Genomic DNA, 19,615 nt, shown 5'->3' with positions numbered 1-19,615 from the left:
ATTTTTCCTAAAAATTTTTTCCAGTGGGATTATTACTATGTAAATGGTGGATGGCCATGTGGTTGACAGCGATGCATCCCTTCTATGCCAGCGTAACTGAAATTACACATAATAGCGCGAAAAACGAACTACAGGTAAGCAGCCGTATCTTCACGGACGATCTGGAAAATACCCTGAAAAAACAGTTTAAAGCTAAATTTGATATCATAAAGCCGGCTAACCGCAAGCAGGTAGAAGGCTATATTGCTACCTATCTCTCCCAACACCTTACCATCAAACTGGATGGGAAAATAGTCCCCCTACACTTCATCGGCTACAAAATTGAAGAAGATGCTGTTTGGAGCTTCCTGGAGGCAGAAAATATTCCTGCGCCTAAGAAAGTGGAAGTAAAAAATGATGTGCTGTATGAACAACATGCGACACAGACGAATATGGTACATGTGATTGTAGGCGGGAAGAGACAGAGTTCTAAGTTAGATCAGCCAGTGACGACGGTGTCTTTTGGGTTTTAGCTGCGAGGTATCTTTACAAGTCCAGCGATATTTTTTCCTATTGCGAGGATGGTATGGATAGATCTTTCCTGTTTGTCTGTAAAGTTTTATAAACAGCGACATAATAAAATTATCTCTTTTCCTAAGGCGTACATCAGGAATAACCAGCATTTCGAAGTCATCCAAAGTCTTACGCTCTATACGTTCAGCGGCTGTTATATATTGCATTAAAATTCTTGTTTGAAATATTTGGTTTACGATTAACATTTATTGCCTGCAAACTATCAATTAAACAAACCTAAAATCCAACGAATTAAGGTTTTTAATCCCCGAATGAGAATGAACAGCGTAGATGATAATGAACAGATCAAAATGGTAATAATGTAAATTCAGCGTAAACGAAAGGGACATTTACCTGTTTAAGTACAAACCCAATGGCTTGTGCATCTCAGCATGTATTGCAACTCCATTTTTAAGTTCGCCATCCTTACGACTCCACTTATGCAGCTTTCTTTTACGGGGAGAACATAAAGGATACCTTCCTGTTGATTTGTGGAATCTAAATACCACATTAAGGTAAAACCGTTCCTTTTTTGTGAGAGGATTGCTCTGGAAATTAAAATAATCCGATTTATCTAATAATTCGAAGTTTATACGTGGTTCCACGTGGTTATTATTCATAAAAATGGAGGTTGATATGGTTATGGCTATTATCAAGCAATACTGCACCTATAGCATTAGTAAACTAGCTATCCTTACGGCTCCAACGATGCAATTTCCTTTTACGGGGAGGATATTGAAATGCCTTTCCTGTTGATTTATAGAGTTTAATTATCAACGAGGTATAAAACAGCTCCCTCTTTGTTTCAGGCCGATCACTAATAACAATTGGATCGAGATTTTGTAATAAATCAAAGTTTATACGAACATCTTCCTGGTTACAGCTCATAAAAATATTTATTTGGAATATTTAATTAAGATTAGTGTTCACTCCTGTAATTTACTAATTAAATAAACCTAAAAACCAGCGAATAAAGGTTTTAAATCCCCGAATGAGAATGAACAGAGTTGATAATAATGAACAGATCAAAATGATAATTCAAATGAAGAAAATACGAAAGGGTAATTCACCATCCTCTCTATAAAATCAGGTGCATAATCATAATGATGAGGATTTAAAATATTTATCAATAAGGAATTGTGCTTCTTTTTCATGGATAGCCAATTTGCGATGCCCAATGACTCTCGCACCAACTGTTTCAATGTAGTGGTCAATTAATTTTGTTTTTGCCAGGAAGCAAATTACTCCGTCAAATCCTGCTTCCATAGATAGTTTGCATACATAAGCAAACAGATTACCAGCCACTCCTTCATACATTTTCTCCTTTCCAACATTAAACGGTGCACTTTCTATCTTTTCCATGTAATAATGATCTGAGCTACTTCTACAACTCACCAAACCCTGTATAAGCTCAGGTTCCTCCTTCTTCACCACTGCATAAACGTCCCTATCCTCGTAGGATAATTCCAAATTCCAATCAAACTTCCACCCTTTAATTTTCTTAATCAAGCGCCAATCTTCCATCGTCATCTGCTTCACATCGGTCTCATAATGCTCCCCAGTTATCTTACAAACAATGCTATCTGTTAACTGGTCTATTTCAATATCAATATAGTTAGGATTACTTTTCATCCCCGCAAATTATCAGCTATACAAAGCTGAAAACCCGCGAATGAGCGTTATAATCCCCGAATGAAAATGAACAGAACGAATGAGAATGAACAGATCAAATTGAGGAGAAAATTGATACGGATGAATAAGATTATTCTCGCTTCAATACCCAATTATTACTTAACGAACGCAACTTTTTACCCTTTACCCTAAACATGGCAATAGAAGTATCCGTTCTCACAATAGTATCTTTAAAATTATTTACCAATTCTAATTGAGCCCACAACACCAATGTATCATACTTCAAAACCCACTCCCCTAGCTGCTTCTCACCAAGCACACTTGGATAAACCATTGAATACTTACCATCCCTACTAATCGATAATATATTCATAGGGGCATCCATATAGTATTTTGTATTAAGGTATTTTCCAGGTAATTCCACTTTTTCATTGCATCCAGTAATTAATACCAGCAGCAAGAGCGCTACAGCCATTCGCATTTTTACTATCATTTTTTCTGACTCTCCTTTCAATAACAATCATAAAAAAAAGTGTCTCCTATGCTTTTATACATAGGAGACACTTTTCCTATTTTTTAACTTTACTTCCTATTATCCACAAACTTCACTGGCTTCCTACTCGCCTCTGGAAACTGCATCTTCATAATCTCCGCCTGGCTACAATACCGTATCTGCGGGATCACGCGTAACTTCGCCTGCAGATAAGAACGTATCTTCCTATCCATCTCTTCCGATTCTTCCAACGGCCACAGATGCAACAATATCTCATCTGTTCCCAACTCATTGGAATGCACTTCTACCACAAATTCTTTCACTTCTTCCATGTCATTCAACAGATCGAACAACGCTGGTGGATATAACGTAGTACCCTTGAATTTAATCATTTGCTTCTTACGTCCGATTACGGGAGACAAACGTAATGTCTGTCTGCCGCAAGTACACGGATCATCGTAATAGCGACAAATATCTCCTGTCTTATAACGCAACAGCGGCATCCCTTCTACACCAAGTGTAGTAATGGTCACTTCTCCATCTTCACCAGGCCCTACCTGCTCGTTGTTTTCATTCAACAACTCTACATACAGTAATTCTGGATGATGATGCCCACCCTTACCAGCTCTGCATTCTGTAAAAGCTGTCTGCATTTCTGTAGACGCATATGTAGAATACAACCGGATATCCCATTGCTCTGTAATTTTCTTACCTAATACGTTCAGGGAAAAATCCGTATTGCGTATATTCTCACCAATACATACCGCCTTCTTTACGGAAGTACTGTTGATATCTATATTATGTTCTTTTGCATAGGCGATCAGCTTCACTAAAAAAGAAGGTACGCCTACGATAGTCGTAGGTTTTATGCGCTGAATATTTTCCCACTGCATACTAGGCACGCCCGGGCCTACACGCAGTACGCCGGCTCCCAGCTTACGAATGCCGTTATAATACGCCATACCCGCCATAAACTGACGATCCAATGTCAGCATCAATTGAAACACATCACTGTCGGTACCATCGGCACAACAGAACGATATATATTCATTATAACTCAATCGCTGCAAATCCTTCTCCGTCAACGCCAGAATCACTGGTCTGCCAAGGGTTCCAGAGGTAGTGGTATACTCGGCAATTTTACTCTTATCTACGCAAAGAAAATCCCAGTTATACTCCTGTAATGCTTCTTTGGTAACAGGAGGAATCTTCTTCAGGTCCTCCAAAGAGGTGATGCTGTCTGCCTGTATATGATGCCGTTTGAACCAGTCTTTATAAAAAGGTGAAAACTGTTGCAGATAGCCGATCATATGCAGGACTTCCTTCTCCTGGAATGCCCGGATGGCGGCGGATGACTGTAGTTCTATATCGGGTATATACATAGTATTTTTTGTTTAGTGAGACGCGGGTCAACTTTCCAGAATGACCATAGCGATGGCAGTTGTTTTTTCATGTGATAAGGAAACCCAGATATGCCTTATCTGTAGCTGTTCATAGCGTTTTTCACCTTCGCCGATAAGATATATTTCCGGTTTTCCGTTGATATCATTCCTGATTTCTATCTCATTGAAATGAATACCTCCATTTCCCCAGCCTGTTCCCATGGCTTTGAGCATTGCCTCCTTGGCGGCAAAGCGGGCGGCATACGATTGGGCAGGATTGGCCTGTTGATCACAATAGGCGATTTCATGGGGCGTGAATACCAGGTCTCTGAACCCAGTACCTTTGGCCAGCCTCTCCGCTATCCTTTGCACATCCACTATATCTGTACCTATTCCGATGATCATACTGCGCTATTTTTTCTGTAATGCCTGCTCACACTTTTGCAGCCTTTCACGAATATGGTTTTCCTCGCCTTTGGTAGCGATCACTTTTGTTAACGCGATGGCATAATATTTTTTGGCCTCATCATAGCTCTTTTTCTTATAGAAATAATCGCCGATGATCCAATATGTCTGATATAATTCAGGATTGGTATTGATAAATGCTGCAACATCCAATGGCCCTCCATTGGCAGCTTGTTCCTTCATATGATGGAACTGCTTCCACTTGGCGAAATCCGCTGTTTGTAGGAATGGATCCGCTGGAATGTTCAAGGTGGTATCATACACTTCATGATCCGTTTGCAACCCTTTCATACTGAAGATCTGATTCAAATCATAAGCTACAAATTCGCCCATTTGGAAAGGCGCTGTAGATACCCAAACCAATTTCTTCTTCGGCTCAAACACAATACCATGGTGCGCAATAAACTGGTTGATGGCTTTCTCATTTCCCATTCCAATATTGGCATCATGTAACCCTTGACGATCACGCAGGATATCCACTGTTTTCTGCACGGTATTCGGACCGTTTCTTTTCATCAATTCGGTCAGACGCTGATACCTATACTCAGAAGCACTTTCCGCTACCTGGAGTTTGTTGGAGGCCAACAGTTTCAAGGAATCGCCCTGGAAGTGATTGGTGCAGGTGATGAAATGCTGATTTGGACTGTATCTATCCATGCCGGTAGGTGTTTTCTCTATCACCACGGCTTTATTGTCATTTGCAGAGCCGATCAGGAATGATTCGGATACAAACATTTTTCTTTTGCTGGCAATGGCCCATGCTTCATCGATGGTTTTGGCATATTGCAAGATTTCTCTTGCTACCAATGATACTGGCGTAGCCGCTCCAAAAGGAACGTCTGTTCTGGCAGCATTGATGGTAACGGTAAGACCCTGGTCGTTCATACCGGAAACAACTCCCGTAAAACCGCCCCAGGTCACAAACATGAAATTGTAACCTTTGTCAGGATGATAAAACACGATCATCTTATCTTCGGCAAACTTATCTCCCATGTAGAAATCGAAGTTACGCCCGATGATCAGGTTACTATCGGCCGACTGCTCATCCCAAGTGGCGAAGGAAGTACATCCTACCAATGCCATCCCCTGTAAAGCATGCCCTATATCATGCGCCGCATGATAGTTCATCAGACGCTCGTAATTACTACCGATATAGTCGTAATTAGGAGACGCAGAGAAGGATTCTCCATAGATTTCTTCCTTGAACTCCTCTGGTACATTCTGACTGAGGTCACGATTGAAGAAACCGATGAAATATTTAAGGAAATGTCTGTAAAAATTGGATGGGATCATTTTGGTGATCTGTCCCACAAAAACATCTTCCTGACGCTGTATCAGCTCAGCAGATAGTTTTCCATTGATTACGCCTCTTTCAAAAGGCGCTCCCTCTACGTACATTTCGTAGAGACCGCTATTGCTTTTACGGAACCAGCTATTACCTAATGTCCAAGCGGTACTATCCAATGGTGTACGCTGTAGCTTCAGCGCCTCCTTATTGGCAATATCCGGAGGTGTCATTTTGCTCACAGATACCAAGTAAATAGCCAAGGCTATCAACAGCACCAAAATACCTCCTATGATGTACAGGAATACCCGTAGCAGCTTACTTAAAAAACTGCGCTTCTTCTTTTTCCCCTTGATGTTATATGTCTGTTGCTGATACATGGTTTATTGCTGTTACAAGATGTTCCATTCCTAGCAGTTCAGAAGCGGTGATCACACTGCTCATCGTTACGCCGAGAATCCCGTGCAAGTTCAGATTTTGCCCTGTAAGATACAAATTTGACAGCTTGGTACGGGCAGAAATCATCGTCCTCAACGGATTAGCAGAATCTTTCATAACACCATACATACTGCCATCTCCGGTGCCGATATAATCACGATACGATAATGGCGTGGCCACGTAGTACGACTGTATACAACTCCGGAATTGCGGGAACCGCTTCTCCACGCAGGCAATCAACTGTTCCGCTTTCTCCCGCTTAAAGGCCTCATAGGCCTCGCCTCGGGTATCCGGCTGAAGGACAGTGTTGAACGTGTCTTTCCACGGTTCCATTTCCTCATATCGCATATACGTCATAATGGAAAGGCTGTCGGCATACTGTTCATGCTGAGAACTGGCGGCTACATACATGGCGTATGTCTCCGGCCAGGAATCGGTTTTATAATGAATCCCCGCCCAGGCATCGTCTGTGGCGTGGTAATAGTAATTATAGTTGATATAAGGGAAAGTCCCTGGTTTCAAGACTACATTCAAGACAAAAGCCCCAATGGAGTTTTCGAGGGTTTGCATCCTCGTTTTATAGGCGCCACGAAGCATATCGCTTTGCGTGATGGCGATGGTTTGCGCTGGGTGCAGGTTGGATACGTAATGGTCTGCTTTGACACGGGTACCATCCTGCAATTCTATATGATCTACCTGTGAGCCCTCTCCTACGATGGCTCTTACTCCGGTATTACGGATAATCTCCCCACCATTTTCCGTGATCCGACGACCCAGCCATTTGGCTATCTGGGAGCCGCCATCCACACATTTCCAGGAGCTTTGCATATAACTGTTCAGCACCAACGAATGCACATACAATGGCGTCTTTTCCGCCACACCGGCATATAACAGGTTATTACCCGCCAATACATGCTGTAAGCGTTCATTGCTAGTCAACGAGCGAAGAAACTCCGCAGTATTGTATTGCAACACTTCTTGCTTTTCCTCATAATTTCCCAATCGGAGATTATACAGGGGGAATTTCCCACATATCATCTTCACCATCCGGAAATACTCTTCCAGTGCGGCTTTCTCCCCTGGAAAATCGGCCAGAAGGTTATTGATAAAACGTTGTTCTCCCTGGGCCAACCGATACACTTTGCTATCGTCACTGAAACTGATATGGTCGAAACCCTCCATATCCATGCGTTTCAGCTTTAGCTTATCGATAATGCCCAGGTATTTGAATACCTGGTATAGGTTTTCACCAGGGGCCAATCCGCCGATATAGTGTACACCGGAATCGAAGATGACCTTCTCCCTGGAATAAGTTTGTAGGCAACCGCCTATCTGACGGTTCTTTTCATATACACGTACACGGTAACCATTCATACTGAGAATGGCACCGGTAACTAATCCACCAAGACCACTGCCTATGACGATGACCTCATTATTGTGCATATTGTTTTTGGGGGGATTTTCGGATAACAAATATTACATTCGAAGTATAGCGGGTATTGTCTATCTCCTCGGCTACAGCTCCATATTTTTTGATAATGCTACGTACACCGGACGCCGACAAGAAAGTCAATTCCTGCCTGCCCGTTTTATTAAAACCGAATACTTTTGTGGATAACCATTCGGTAAATTTCGTTCCTTCATGTCGCTGGGCGCGCTCCAGATCCCCATCACGCAAAATGATGACACCCTCCGGAGAAAGGTTGCTGATACACTGTTCCAGGAGACTTTCCTGCTCTGCTGCTGTCAGGTAATGCAATACGTCACTCAGGATAAAGGCATCGTGCTGCTCCATTTCCATCTCCGCTACATCGCCCTGAATAAAGTTTACCTGATCTGTTTTGCTGTAGTTATTATTGGCTGTAATAATTTTTTCTTCATCATGATCCACACCGGTAATTTGTCGGCCTGGAGCGAGCCATGCCAACATATAACTCATCGCACCATATCCACAGCCAATATCCATGATTCGACCTTCACGAGGCAGTAATGCATCAAATTGTTGGTAATTCCCTTCCATCTGGGTTTTAACACGCATATACCACTCCAGCACCGGCCCCTTATAGATGTAGTTGTACATCAGTTGTTGCCTAAAGTACTTAGGGGTTTCCATCTCCCTACGCAACAACTCATATTCTGCTTTAAAATACCGACTAATCGTTTTCGTACGTGCGCTATAGTTATCTCCCCAACTAATATCCTCCTGCTGAATTCTTGGAAGATATTTCAGGGTAATATGACCATCTTTCAACAGGAAATCCCCTTTCTGCATCGTATAGGCGGTACCGTGAATCAGGATAGGTAAAATATCCAGTCCCAATTCTTGCGCTATGTAAAACGCGCCCTTGTGGAAACGCTTAATATTAGTATCCGGAGAACGGGTACCTTCCGGATATACCATAATGGAATATCCTTCTTTTACGCGTGCTCTCAATTTCTCAATCGCTCCTTCTGCACCATCTGCCACCGGGTAATAGTCTGCCAGTCGCACTACGGCGCCAAAAACCGGGGATCTCCATACCCATTGGTTCGTCAGCAAAATTACTTTCGGATTAATCATGGTAGAGACCAAAATATCCAAAAACGATTGATGATTACTAATGATAACTGCTGGTTTGTCCAGGTTTTCATTCAACGGATTGATAATGCGTTTCTTTACATTACCCATGATGTAAATGACAGAACGGGTATATTTCGACAGTATCCAATGATACAGGTATTTACCTTTCTCCTTATTGAATGGGTTCAGCTTAATCAGTATCCAACCTACTACCGTCATGATCAAACATCCCAAGGTGAAGTAAGTGAATGAAAATACCGACAGTACCCAGCCTTTCAAGGTCCATGGTGCATAGCCCTTGCGGGTACGGTTGGTGATCAACCAGTTGAAAAGCACCGGTATCATTACCTGCGAAATCAACACCACCGTACTAATACCAATGATAGATATGATAGCAATGGATTTCAAGGAAGGATGTTTCGCGAAGATAAGCACACCCAATCCCAATATGGTAGTAATGGCCGACAGGATGATAGAGGATTTAAAAGAGGAAATTGTTTTCTTTCCTGTTTTATATTCCTGCATCAAGCCATCCATCATGAATATGCTGTAATCGTCTCCCAGACCGAAGATGAAGGTAGAGAGGATGATATTAACGATATTAAATTTGATACCAAACAATCCCATGATCCCCAATATCCAAATCCAACTGATAGCCATCGGGATAAAGGTGATCAACGCTAGTTCTATTCGGCCATAAGACAGTAATAATGCTGCAAACACCAGCAAAGAGGTCATCCAGGCAATGCTATTGAACTCATCGCGGATAACATCTACCAGCCTGTTGGCGGCATATTGCTTGTCCAATACTGTTGTATGCGGATGATTATCCAGCGCGGCATACACTGCATTTTTCTGTGCTGGATCGACTTTCAGTAATGTTACGAGAGACACGGTTCCTTTGCGCTGCATGATGTAATCGCCGAGGGAACCGCTTTTCAGGATATCAATATCTTCAGGGTTCAGCACCTGGTAATTTTCATTCAGCATGGATTCAAAAGCATCGAATGCTTTTGCACTAAAGCCGATGGCCTGTCCGTGCGAACGGAGATACGCCAGTACCTGCTGTTTTTTTGCTGGCGTCCAGTAAGCATTCCAGCGGGCAATGCGCTGCTGCTGTTCTTTATCTGACAACAATAAGGATTGTACGCCGGCCACTTTCTTTACGGCCCCTTTCTGTTGCAGCTCATGAATGAGCGGCATCATTTGTTCCGTATGTTCCAGGGCTGATTCCATATTATCTCCATCGGTCACTACGTAAACCGACTGCGCTACATAGGCATTGACATTATTCAGATGCGCTTCTGCCGCCTGCAATTCCTGCGACATATAATTCATCCGCATCATGTCATTTTCGAAGCTTACCTTATTGGCTGTAAAGAAGAAAAAGATCGTTAGTAGGAAGATGCCACCCACTAGCCATTTGTTTTTCTCCGGCTTATAACCGGACAGGCGGTCCAGCCAGTTGTCGTGGTGCTCATGTTCCTGCGTTGCCGCTGGTTGATGGCCGATTACCATCCAATGGGGCAAGAAGATCAAAGAGAACAATGCCGCCCCCACCAGACTCATCGCGGCAAACAATCCTACGTCATGGAGCATGGGCGATTTTACAAATTGCAGGCAGAGGAAACCGCCTACCGTTGTAAAACTTCCCAGTGTCATTGGCATGGCCAAATCGCTGATTACCTCCCTGATATCAGGCGTATGGCGGAAGTGATTGAACACATGTAAGGAATAGTTCACTGCAATCCCTAATATGACAGAACCCGCTCCCAACGCGATTACGGAAATATGTCCCTTAAATACGTATACCCATGCCAGTGAGAATAGCGCGCCGAAAATTACCGGCAGCATTACCAATACTGGCGCCCTCTTTTTGCGGAAGAATAATGCAATCAGCGCCACCAGTAACAAAGCAGTTACTCCCTGTGTCAGCATGGTATCCATGCGCAACTGGGACGCGTTGCCCACGCTCACAGCGGTTCCACCAAAGTAAGAGGCATTCACTTGTGGATACTGCGTCCGCAAACTATCCTGCAACTGATCCAGTGCCGCCAGCATTTTGGCATTAATCTTCGTAGCTGTAGGCGGATTGGCAGGCGTAATAAATATCATCAGATGACGATGGTCTTTCGTCATCACATAATTATCATATAATTCAAACTGATCATCTGCTTGCAACTGCTGTAATTTCTTCACGCCAATCCAGGAAATACCTACGGGGTCTGCCTGTATCATTTTCTTCAACACCAGTCCTGCAGGGGATATCAGCGTATTGTAGTCATATTGCAAAGAGTGCTGCAGCGTATCAGGCTGTATCAACTGATCAATTCTGCTATAATCTTTTTCTTCCAGGAAAATGGGAAGGTTGGATTGTATCAGGTGCATTAGGTTCATGACCGTTGCATCTTCTACTTGTCCCTGGATAGTTTTGATATAGGGAGACAAGCGCGCTCCTGCCTGTTCTGTAAATGCGGCAGCGTAGGCAGTCAGACTGTCGGGCATGGGCGCCGCGGACGTGTCTTTCTGCGATATGGTAACAATGAGTTTATCGGCAAATTTGGAGTCTTGGAAAACCTGTTGAAGTTTATCCAGCTTTTTATCCTGGGGAAGAATTTTAGTAATATCTTCTTCCAGTTTCACCTTCGAAGCAAGAAATCCTACCAAAAGAAAGCTAAGGATCGTAGTAGTCCATAGCCATACTTTATGGCGTTCAAAGAAATTATAGATTGCAACGAAGATACTTGCCATTTTTATTGTTACTGTGCGTTTTGAAGTTGTTTATTTTTCCGGAATACGGAAAGTAAGGCAAAGCTGACCAGCCATGCCACTATGCCTGCCGTTACTGCGAGGGAGCAAGCCCCCAGCACATATTGCAGGAAATTTGCTTTGATGGTATGCTTGATGGTATCCAGTGTCTGCCCCATAAAGATCAGGTCCCTGGACTTTTGCCCCATAAATAGTTCACCGGTAACGAAACTGGCATATAACACGCCAATGGTTAGTGGCGGCGTACTAACATGTGCAGCCAGTACCACTAAAGCTTTGTTCAGCTTGAATTTAATAGATAGCAATATCGCTACCAGCAACTGGAATCCCCAGATAGGAATTATGCCCATGAACACCCCAAACCCAATAGCAGCAGCCTTCTTAGCATTACTCTCTGTTGGATTTAGCACTTCATCTCTCCACATCTTTTTCCAGTTATCCCATTTGGAGAGATAACGGATAACATCCCTGGGCTTAATATAAATAAGGGTGATGAAAACCAATACGGTATTGAGCACACTGATACGGGAGAAATCGCGGAAAGGACGGAAATGGGAGACACGTTCTTCTGCCGGCGGGTAATATACCTGCACAGGCGCCCAATCGATCTTTATTCCCTTCCAGGCACTCCGTACCAATACTTCTATTTCAAACTCATATTTGGTACACCAGTAACGGGTATTCCCCATTCGGTGCAGTGGATACAACCGGTAACCAGACTGTGTATCCGGCCCTTTCAGACCCGTTTCCACATAAAACCAGAAGTTGGAGAACTTATTGGCAAAAGTATTTTTGCCCGGCATATTCTCCTGTTGCAGATTGCGGGCGCCTATCACGAGGGCATTGGGATCTTCCGTTATTTTATTCAGCAGTATTGGAAGATCAGACGCAAAATGTTGACCATCTGCATCCATGGTAATCACATAATCATACCCTTGCTCTTTTGCATAGCTGAAGCCCCTCCGCAAGGCAATTCCCTTCCCACGGTTAGGGCTATACGATACCAATTGTATCAGTGGATTAGCCGCTAAAATCTCATGGGTATTATCAGTGGCGCCATCGTTGACCACGATGACGTGATGGGTATAGCTCAGCGCATCCTCCAATACAGCAGCCAGTGTGGTGGCATTGTTGTAAGTAGGAATCAGCACGGCTACCCTGTGCTGTTCAAATAGTTCGTTATGTGTTGGCGAAACAGACATGCAATTATTTAAACAGTCCCTGGAACTTCATGAAAGTTTTGTCTTCCCGCTTCAGGATAGCTGTCACCTTCAGTCCGGTTTCTTCTTCTTTATACTGTACCTGTACATCTACCAGCGGCGTCTGACGCGGATCAATCATATTCATGAATTTCATCTGATTTGCTTTCTGCAAGGCCACCTTGCGGTTGGTGGCAGCAGCCAGAAATTCAGTGATGGTCTGCATCATGCATACGCCAGGTACCACAGGCTGCTCCGGAAAGTGCCCTCCGAAAATCGGATGCGCCACATTCAACGCAATGGTTGCATTTACCTGTCCTGGTTCCTGTTTCTGTTCTGTAATGGTATAAAAGCTGCCAGCTAACATGTGTTTATTTTTTTTCCACCCTTTGCAGGGAGATATTAAATTTAAAATTGAGATGTTTGATATAAATACTATCAGGTACACCGTTGGTATAATGATCCATGGTGATCCGTACTACCGGTTTCCGCTCCGATGATTTCTCTATCCGTAATAACTGCGTACAATCGTTATCCGTTATATAGTAATTATTCCCTTTTTCAGTAGGCACTACTATATAGCGACTGCTATCATCCTTTGCTACATGGGCTTTGGAAAGGTCTGGCCGCATGAGTACCAAGGCAAAATCCTGGCTCAGTGTTTTCACCACCGCTTTCTTATCCATTTTAGGGATGATGAAATGCTTGGTGAAATGGCCGTCTTTATCATATTCAAAATCAAAAAATTTGAATCCCATTTCATTCGCAAACACCATTCGCAAAGAGCTGTCTGGCATCATTTTCAGGAATACCAGTCCGCTGAGATGGTGCTTCATGACATTCACCTGCGTGCTGTATAAAGTATTACTGAACTGTGGTGCAAATTTTCGGATACAGTTCACATCACCATGCTCCTCAGCGCGAAGACCCTTATAGACAGACCGGCATCCGCCGAAGGCGAACGTCAAAACTATCAAACTATTTAGCAGAAAATAACGCATCCGGAATATTTGCATTCAGTTGTTTATGCAGAAAACTAATGGTGGTATCATCGCCGGATTGTTCATCCATAGTGATTTTGGAAACAGAATAATCCTGTTTGTCCACCAGCAGGGTGATTTTGCTAAAGTATTCTTTCAATGCCTTATTAGCAGGCACCATTTCCAGTTTGTAAAACTGTGGATTCTCAAATGCTTTTGTGCTGAAGTCTGCATTATCTAATACAGTTCCACGCACGCAATCCACGGTGATTTTATTAATCTGGTCAAAGAGTTTGTTGGCTTTTCCGGAAACTTTATTTTCCTTCTGGGCATCTTTGATTTTAATCTCTTTCCCATTGATAACCAGTAGGTAGTAAGATGGCTGTGTATACTCCATTCTCACTTTATTATCCTTTTTGAACCAGAACTTTCCTTTGGAAGTAATCTTATCGGAAAGCATACTTAAATTCTTCTCTTGCACAAAATCACACTGGATACTCTGTGTATTCTGGGCAGCTTTTGCAAACTGTTGTTTCAGCGGAGCCAGGTCTGTAACAGGTTTGAAGCCTGTCTGTGCCTGCATCTGCAATGAAAACAATCCACACATTACCAGTAACAACCATTTACGCATAAGCGGATATATTTAATAATTTATCAATTCGATCAAATCTGTATCCTCTTTCGCGGATACCTGCGATCAGTCTTGGCAAAATGTCTGCCGTAATCTTGCAGGTATCATGCAAGAGGATAATCGCCCCCGGATGCAACTGCGACAGAATATGCTGCAATAACTTTTCTTCATCTTTGGCTACTGTATCCATCGAGCGAATACTCCAACCAATGGATTTCACTTTCTGGAGCTTTATGGCGGTCGCCAGATTAGGATTGGTAACCCCATATGGCGGACGGAACATCCTGGGCTTCAGATCCAGTACATTCAGCATCTGATCTTCCATGGTATCCATGTCTATCATCATTCTCCTGCGACTATACAAATCGAACCAGAAATCATGACTCCAAGAATGATTCCCGATTACATGTCCTTCTGCGTGTATGCGTTCCAGTAAGTCTTCATTCTCAGGGATATTTTTACCAATGCAAAAGAAGCCGGCCTTCACCTCTTCTTCTTTCAGAATATCCAGTATTACCGGTGTAAACTCCGGCAACGGTCCATCATCAAAAGATAACGCTACCACTTTTTCCTGCGTGTTTGCCTGCGATAAAGAAGGGAGAAAAAAATTTGCCTGTACCTTAATCGCACCCCATACGCAAAGGGGAATATAAATCAACGGAATCAATACTAACCACCAGGCGGAAATATCCATCTGCAGAAAAAATCTGGCTGTAAGCCAGATCACGAGCAGCAAAGCCAGCACCAAGTATGTATTCCGATGTGTTAACATGCACGCAGTAATATCATGGAATGATGCGTTCCTTGATGATGATTATAAATTAAAACGTTTTTCAATTTTGCCGGTGGCTGACCATAAAACATCGCCGCAGCAGGTACATCCTGCTCCGCTATCATTCTATTGGCCATCCAGGTTCCGAACGCCATGGCAGTAGGATATTCTCCGCACAGATGTTTGAAGCAGGCTTCGGGATGCTCTGGAAACAGCGCTGCCGCTACTTCTTCATACATCTCATCCTGATCAATATCACCATTACGACCTGTTACCAACAGGTCAATATCTCCCAACGTGCAATCATGGTCTTCCAAGAATTTCACAATTTCCCCGATCACTTCTCCTTCCCACAATGGTTTGTAGATGGTATGCAATCCTACTAATTCTGCTGCTGCATGCGCGCCTTTTTCCGTACTCAAGGTAAAAAACGCAGCACCTTCTCCGGCAATCGTACCAGCATCGGGACTATTCAGCAGCGCCATTGTTTTAACAGGCGTTTTTTTATAAATCCCGAAACGGGAAAGAATCTGGTGACTGTAATTAGTAATTTCATCCAACCCGCCTGCTAGCACATGTTTCGCAGTACCTTCCTCCAGGATCATCATCGCATCCAGGAGTGAGTGTTCAAAGGAAAACCCACGATGTACAAAGGTGTTGTTGTAGGCGTTACAGCCCATCAACAGCGCAATCTGCCCGCCCACCGTATTGTGCGTAGATTGAATAAACGCAGTAGGCGTCAACATTTCTTCCTGCTGCGAAACGAGTTTATTGAGGAATACGCCGGTATCATCGAGGCAGCCATAGGCAGTACCGGTGATAATAGCGTCTGGCAGGGTGATGCCAGCTTCCTCTATACTGAGGTTGGCAGCGCCAACACCCATTTTCACCACGCGACTCATCCTACGTATTTGCTTCAGGTCTATCCATTGCTTATAGTCAGGATCAACGGTGGAGAGGCGCACCTGGTCATACTCCCTCAGTGTTGCAAACAAAGGGCCTATCTGCGCAGTTTCCTGCGGAGAAATACAACCGGTGCCGTTTATATAGATGTTCATGTAATGCAGTTATTCTTTTGAAAACACCAGGCTGGAGCAGTTGCCACCAAAGCCAAATGAATTGGACATGACATGATGCAGGTCATTACCAGTACTAAATGTGGTTGCCGGTGCAAAAGGCAATTCTTTCATCTGCTGCTGGAAACGGGCATTCGGGTAGATAATTCCTTCCCGGAGTGCCAGTGCCGAGTAAACGGCTTCAATTCCTCCGCTGGCGCCAAGCGTATGTCCTGTAAAGGATTTCGTGGAGCTCATCGCAGGAAAATGCGGTGCAAACAAACGATTGATCGCAATGCCTTCAGACACATCATTGTTTTGTGTACCAGTGCCATGCAAGTTAATGTAATCGATATGGTGCGGTTGCAGTCCTGCCATATCCAACGCACCCTTCATGGCCAGATAATTACCTGTTCCATCAGGGGAAGAGGCGGTCTGGTGATAAGCATCGTTCGCATTGGCGAAACCGCTGAGTCGCGCCCATGGATGAATATGCGCCAACAGCGAATCCGAAACAAGGACCACATATCCTGCGCCTTCTCCCAAATTCAGCCCAGTGCGGGTTTCATCAAATGGCCGACATGGCTGCTGATCCAGGATCATCAACGTGTTAAAACCATTGAGGGTAAACCTTGTCAGCGAATCAGTACCACCAGCAATAACGATATCCACAATTTTGTTGCGGATTAGTCTTGCGCCATACATCAATGCATTGGCCGCAGAAGAGCAGGCAGTGCTGATAGTAGAGATATGATGACGAATGCCCATCGCATCTGCTACGAGTTCCGTTACTGCGCCGCATTCATGGTTCACCACCTGATGTAGCCGTCCACCTTGTGGATGAGAAAGGAAGGTATTGAAGAAATCTTCCGTTTTGTCCATACCTCCCACAGTATTGGCGGATACCAATCCCACTCGGTACTGGGAAATATCTGCCAGTCCGGTAGATTTCCAGGCTTCCCTGGCGGCAATCAGGCTGAGTAATGCAGTTCTACTGGTATTTTCCGGCATACGCGCCAGATCTGCCAGTTGTTCATTATCGGCCTTTACTTCCGCCACGGGGAAGGTATTACGATGCACGGAGTGCAGGTATTCCATGGCGGTCATACCGGGTTGCATAGCCTTGAACGACTCCAAGTTTTCCTGGAGATTCATGCCTATGCCGCTGATGACACCACCACCTGCTATCCACACCTTTTCACTCATGCCTGCTGTTTTTGTTGTTGAGCGGTGATAAATTCTGCCATCGTACGGATGGAGTGGAATATTTCAGGGCCCTGTTCAGGGTTGGCAATGCGGATGTTGTAATGCTGCTGCAACAGAACGATCAGTTCCAGCGCATCGATAGAATCGAGGCCCAGACCGGTTTTGAATAATGGATCATCATTTCCGATATCTTCCGGTTTCACTTCCTGCAAATTCAATTGTTCAACGATCTGCGATTTCAGATCCGACATCAACTTTTCCACGTTTTATATATTTTAATTTTTTACTTTTTTAAGTATTTCGGGAGACAGCCATTCAGCGAATTGCATCCAGACTTTCTTTGTCCAGCGGCTGCTGTCCATTTCTCTCCACTAATACCATGATGACTTCATAATCCTGTTCCATCACTTCCACCCATGCTACCAGGCAAGCCTGTAAAGGTGTTGTGGACAGAAGTTCCGTCGGATAAGCCGATAGCAAAGCTGTATCGAACTGTTCAGATACGAAAAATGTATTCTCCCCCTTAAAACCATGTCTGATACATATCTCCCCCATTACAATATTAGGAAGCGTGTATACAAACAGAGCTGGGCTTGCAATATCCTTTACGGTGGCATAATAGCGAATATCTGTATCCAGACTGGCACTGCGGTTGGACAACATCATGCCCACCGCTTCTTTTGGCAATTGCAGGACAGGATTGTCTTTCAGCAGTACTTCTGCCGCCAGCCATCCTAGTTTGCTCAGTGGGTCCATTTTATGGAACTTCGGATACTGACCAGAAAAATGATCATATGCCCCTCTGAGAAATTCTTGCAACTCTGCGCCTGGCGCCTCCCAAACGAGTTGACCGTTATGGAAGATGCCATTGTTTCTGATAATACAGGTACCTGTTATATATGCTTTATTACTCAACTGATGAACCGCTTTTTAATTTCTCCGTTAATTCGATCGTGCGCGCCAGACGTTTCAAAGCCGTATCATGATTGGTTACGAATGGGTTAGATTGGTCCCATACGTAGCCCGCCAGCACAGAGCAGATTTTTCCTTTGATTTCAGGATCCGGATTCTCACAGAAGAAAATGGTATCGAGGGTACCTTCATACCAAGCCATTACATATGAACGGAAAGTATTCACCCCTTGCATGGTAGGTTCCATGTACTCTTTCTCCCAATCCACTTGCTCTCCTTTCAATTTACGGATAACCAGCTTGGCGGCCGTCTGACTAGACACACATGCCAAAGTTACGCCAGAAGAGAAAATCGGGTCTAAAAATTCTGTTACATTTCCTGTCAATACATAGCCGTCTCCATAAAATTTATCGGTAGTAGCGGACCATGATTGCAGAATTCTTGGTTCAAACACCAGTTCTACATCGCGGAAACGCTCCCTGGTATAGGGTTCTGCTTCCAGCAATGCACGATATTTCTCTTCATCGGTGCCAGGGTATTGTTCAAAGAACTCCGGGTCTCCCACAAATCCAAGACTGGTTACACCAGTGGAAAATGGAATAATCCAGATCCATGTGCCTTTCTTATGTACTACTGCCGTGATACGGTTAGGCTCATCCGCCATAGAACGACGTCTGTCTACCGTATGTGCAAACAATGCTTTCCTCGGCTGTAGGTTGGAATTTTTTTCCAGGTTAAACAGCTTCGGGATCACACGACCATACCCACTTCCATCCACAATAAAACGGGCTTCAACCTGTGATTTGTTACCGTCTTTATCCTCAACGGTGGTCACAGAATCAGATCCATTAAATCGTATATCCGTTACCGTTGTCTCGTATGAAACGGGGACACCCATGCTTTCTACTGTATCAGCAAGGGTTTTGTCGAAGTCGGCCCGCGTTACCTGCCAAGTCCAGGTCCATCCTGCTGTATGTTGCTCTTTGAACGTAAAGTCACATATTTTGTCTCCTTTTACGAACTTGGCGCCATACTTCTGCTGGAATCCTTTTTCTTTGATCGCATCAATGAATTTGGCTTCCTGCAGTGCGTCCATGCATCGAGGGAGTAAGCTCTCTCCGATCACAAAACGCGGAAATGTCAGTTTTTCTACAACTTTCACCTTATAACCAGCCTGGTGAATAATGGATGCGGCTACTGATCCCGCAGGACCAGCACCAATAACCAGCACATCGACTTTTTCAGTTTTCATACGATGTAATTTTGGGATGTAATGATTTGTAT

19 protein-coding genes are annotated in these 19,615 nt (G+C 43.9%); 1 reads left to right on the top strand and 18 read right to left on the bottom strand.

The window, feature by feature from the left end; translation table 11 throughout:
* Positions 1–23: 23 nt before the first annotated feature.
* Positions 24–512 (top strand): DUF6702 family protein, encoded by a 489-nt coding sequence (locus JO154_RS09935; protein ID WP_291944543.1) that lies wholly within the window; start codon positions 24–26, stop codon positions 510–512.
* Here JO154_RS09935 and JO154_RS09930 read toward each other — a convergent pair.
* The 18 genes from JO154_RS09930 to JO154_RS09845 form a co-directional block, all read right to left on the bottom strand.
* Entirely contained in the window at positions 474–719 is a 246-nt protein-coding gene (locus tag JO154_RS09930; RefSeq protein WP_291944539.1) for a hypothetical protein, read from the bottom strand. The two genes, JO154_RS09935 and JO154_RS09930, sit on opposite strands and share 39 nt — an antisense overlap.
* A gap of 931 nt (positions 720–1,650) precedes the next feature.
* Positions 1,651–2,184 carry a hypothetical protein gene (locus tag JO154_RS09925; protein WP_291944536.1) on the bottom strand — a complete coding sequence of 178 codons (534 nt, stop codon included), beginning with the start codon at positions 2,182–2,184 and terminating at the stop codon, positions 1,651–1,653.
* Between the two features lie 130 nt (positions 2,185–2,314).
* Positions 2,315–2,659, bottom strand: a complete 345-nt coding sequence (locus JO154_RS09920; RefSeq protein WP_291944533.1) for a hypothetical protein — start codon at positions 2,657–2,659, stop codon at positions 2,315–2,317.
* Positions 2,660–2,766: 107 nt separating this feature from the next.
* Positions 2,767–4,059 carry an AMP-binding protein gene (locus tag JO154_RS09915; RefSeq protein ID WP_291944531.1) on the bottom strand — a complete coding sequence of 431 codons (1,293 nt, stop codon included), beginning with the start codon at positions 4,057–4,059 and terminating at the stop codon, positions 2,767–2,769.
* 27 nt (positions 4,060–4,086) lie between these two features.
* The gene (gene acpS, locus JO154_RS09910; RefSeq protein WP_291944528.1) at positions 4,087–4,464 is read right to left on the bottom strand and encodes a holo-ACP synthase; all 378 of its coding nucleotides are present in this window, start codon (positions 4,462–4,464) and stop codon (positions 4,087–4,089) included.
* 6 nt (positions 4,465–4,470) lie between these two features.
* Positions 4,471–6,189, bottom strand: a complete 1,719-nt coding sequence (locus JO154_RS09905) for a C45 family peptidase (RefSeq protein ID WP_291944525.1) — start codon at positions 6,187–6,189, stop codon at positions 4,471–4,473.
* The gene (locus JO154_RS09900; RefSeq protein ID WP_291944522.1) at positions 6,167–7,690 is read right to left on the bottom strand and encodes an NAD(P)/FAD-dependent oxidoreductase; all 1,524 of its coding nucleotides are present in this window, start codon (positions 7,688–7,690) and stop codon (positions 6,167–6,169) included. Before JO154_RS09900 ends, JO154_RS09905 begins: the two co-directional genes overlap by 23 nt.
* Positions 7,680–11,558: a trifunctional MMPL family transporter/lysophospholipid acyltransferase/class I SAM-dependent methyltransferase gene (locus JO154_RS09895; protein ID WP_291944519.1), complete on the bottom strand. Its 3,879-nt coding sequence runs from the start codon at positions 11,556–11,558 to the stop codon at positions 7,680–7,682. The genes JO154_RS09900 and JO154_RS09895 overlap by 11 nt, the downstream gene beginning before the upstream one ends.
* 8 nt (positions 11,559–11,566) lie before the next feature.
* Entirely contained in the window at positions 11,567–12,778 is a 1,212-nt protein-coding gene (locus JO154_RS09890) for a DUF2062 domain-containing protein (RefSeq protein ID WP_291944516.1), read from the bottom strand.
* A gap of 4 nt (positions 12,779–12,782) precedes the next feature.
* A complete protein-coding gene (locus JO154_RS09885; protein ID WP_291944513.1) occupies positions 12,783–13,142 on the bottom strand; it encodes a 3-hydroxyacyl-ACP dehydratase in 360 nt (119 codons plus the stop codon).
* A gap of 4 nt (positions 13,143–13,146) precedes the next feature.
* Positions 13,147–13,743, bottom strand: a complete 597-nt coding sequence (locus JO154_RS09880) for a hypothetical protein (RefSeq protein WP_291944510.1) — start codon at positions 13,741–13,743, stop codon at positions 13,147–13,149.
* 10 nt (positions 13,744–13,753) lie between these two features.
* Entirely contained in the window at positions 13,754–14,386 is a 633-nt protein-coding gene (locus JO154_RS09875; protein WP_291944507.1) for an outer membrane lipoprotein carrier protein LolA, read from the bottom strand.
* Positions 14,379–15,158 (bottom strand): polysaccharide deacetylase family protein, encoded by a 780-nt coding sequence (locus JO154_RS09870; RefSeq protein WP_291944504.1) that lies wholly within the window; start codon positions 15,156–15,158, stop codon positions 14,379–14,381. Before JO154_RS09870 ends, JO154_RS09875 begins: the two co-directional genes overlap by 8 nt.
* Positions 15,152–16,216: a beta-ketoacyl synthase chain length factor gene (locus JO154_RS09865; RefSeq protein WP_291944503.1), complete on the bottom strand. Its 1,065-nt coding sequence runs from the start codon at positions 16,214–16,216 to the stop codon at positions 15,152–15,154. Before JO154_RS09865 ends, JO154_RS09870 begins: the two co-directional genes overlap by 7 nt.
* Before the next feature lie 9 nt (positions 16,217–16,225).
* Complete coding sequence (locus JO154_RS09860) at positions 16,226–17,419, bottom strand: beta-ketoacyl synthase (protein ID WP_291944501.1); 1,194 nt, start codon at positions 17,417–17,419, stop codon at positions 16,226–16,228.
* A complete protein-coding gene (locus JO154_RS09855; RefSeq protein ID WP_291944499.1) occupies positions 17,416–17,682 on the bottom strand; it encodes a phosphopantetheine-binding protein in 267 nt (88 codons plus the stop codon). The genes JO154_RS09860 and JO154_RS09855 overlap by 4 nt, the downstream gene beginning before the upstream one ends.
* 52 nt (positions 17,683–17,734) lie before the next feature.
* Positions 17,735–18,334 carry a hypothetical protein gene (locus JO154_RS09850; RefSeq protein WP_291944497.1) on the bottom strand — a complete coding sequence of 200 codons (600 nt, stop codon included), beginning with the start codon at positions 18,332–18,334 and terminating at the stop codon, positions 17,735–17,737.
* Positions 18,327–19,583 carry an NAD(P)/FAD-dependent oxidoreductase gene (locus tag JO154_RS09845; RefSeq protein WP_291944494.1) on the bottom strand — a complete coding sequence of 419 codons (1,257 nt, stop codon included), beginning with the start codon at positions 19,581–19,583 and terminating at the stop codon, positions 18,327–18,329. The genes JO154_RS09850 and JO154_RS09845 overlap by 8 nt, the downstream gene beginning before the upstream one ends.
* Between the last annotated feature and the right edge of the window lie 32 nt (positions 19,584–19,615).

It is taken from the genome of Chitinophaga sp., from assembly GCF_019236475.1.
Taxonomy (GTDB): Bacteria; Bacteroidota; Bacteroidia; order Chitinophagales; family Chitinophagaceae; genus Chitinophaga.
Note: the sequence above shows the minus strand (reverse complement) of the source record. Positions and strands in the feature narration are given on the sequence as shown.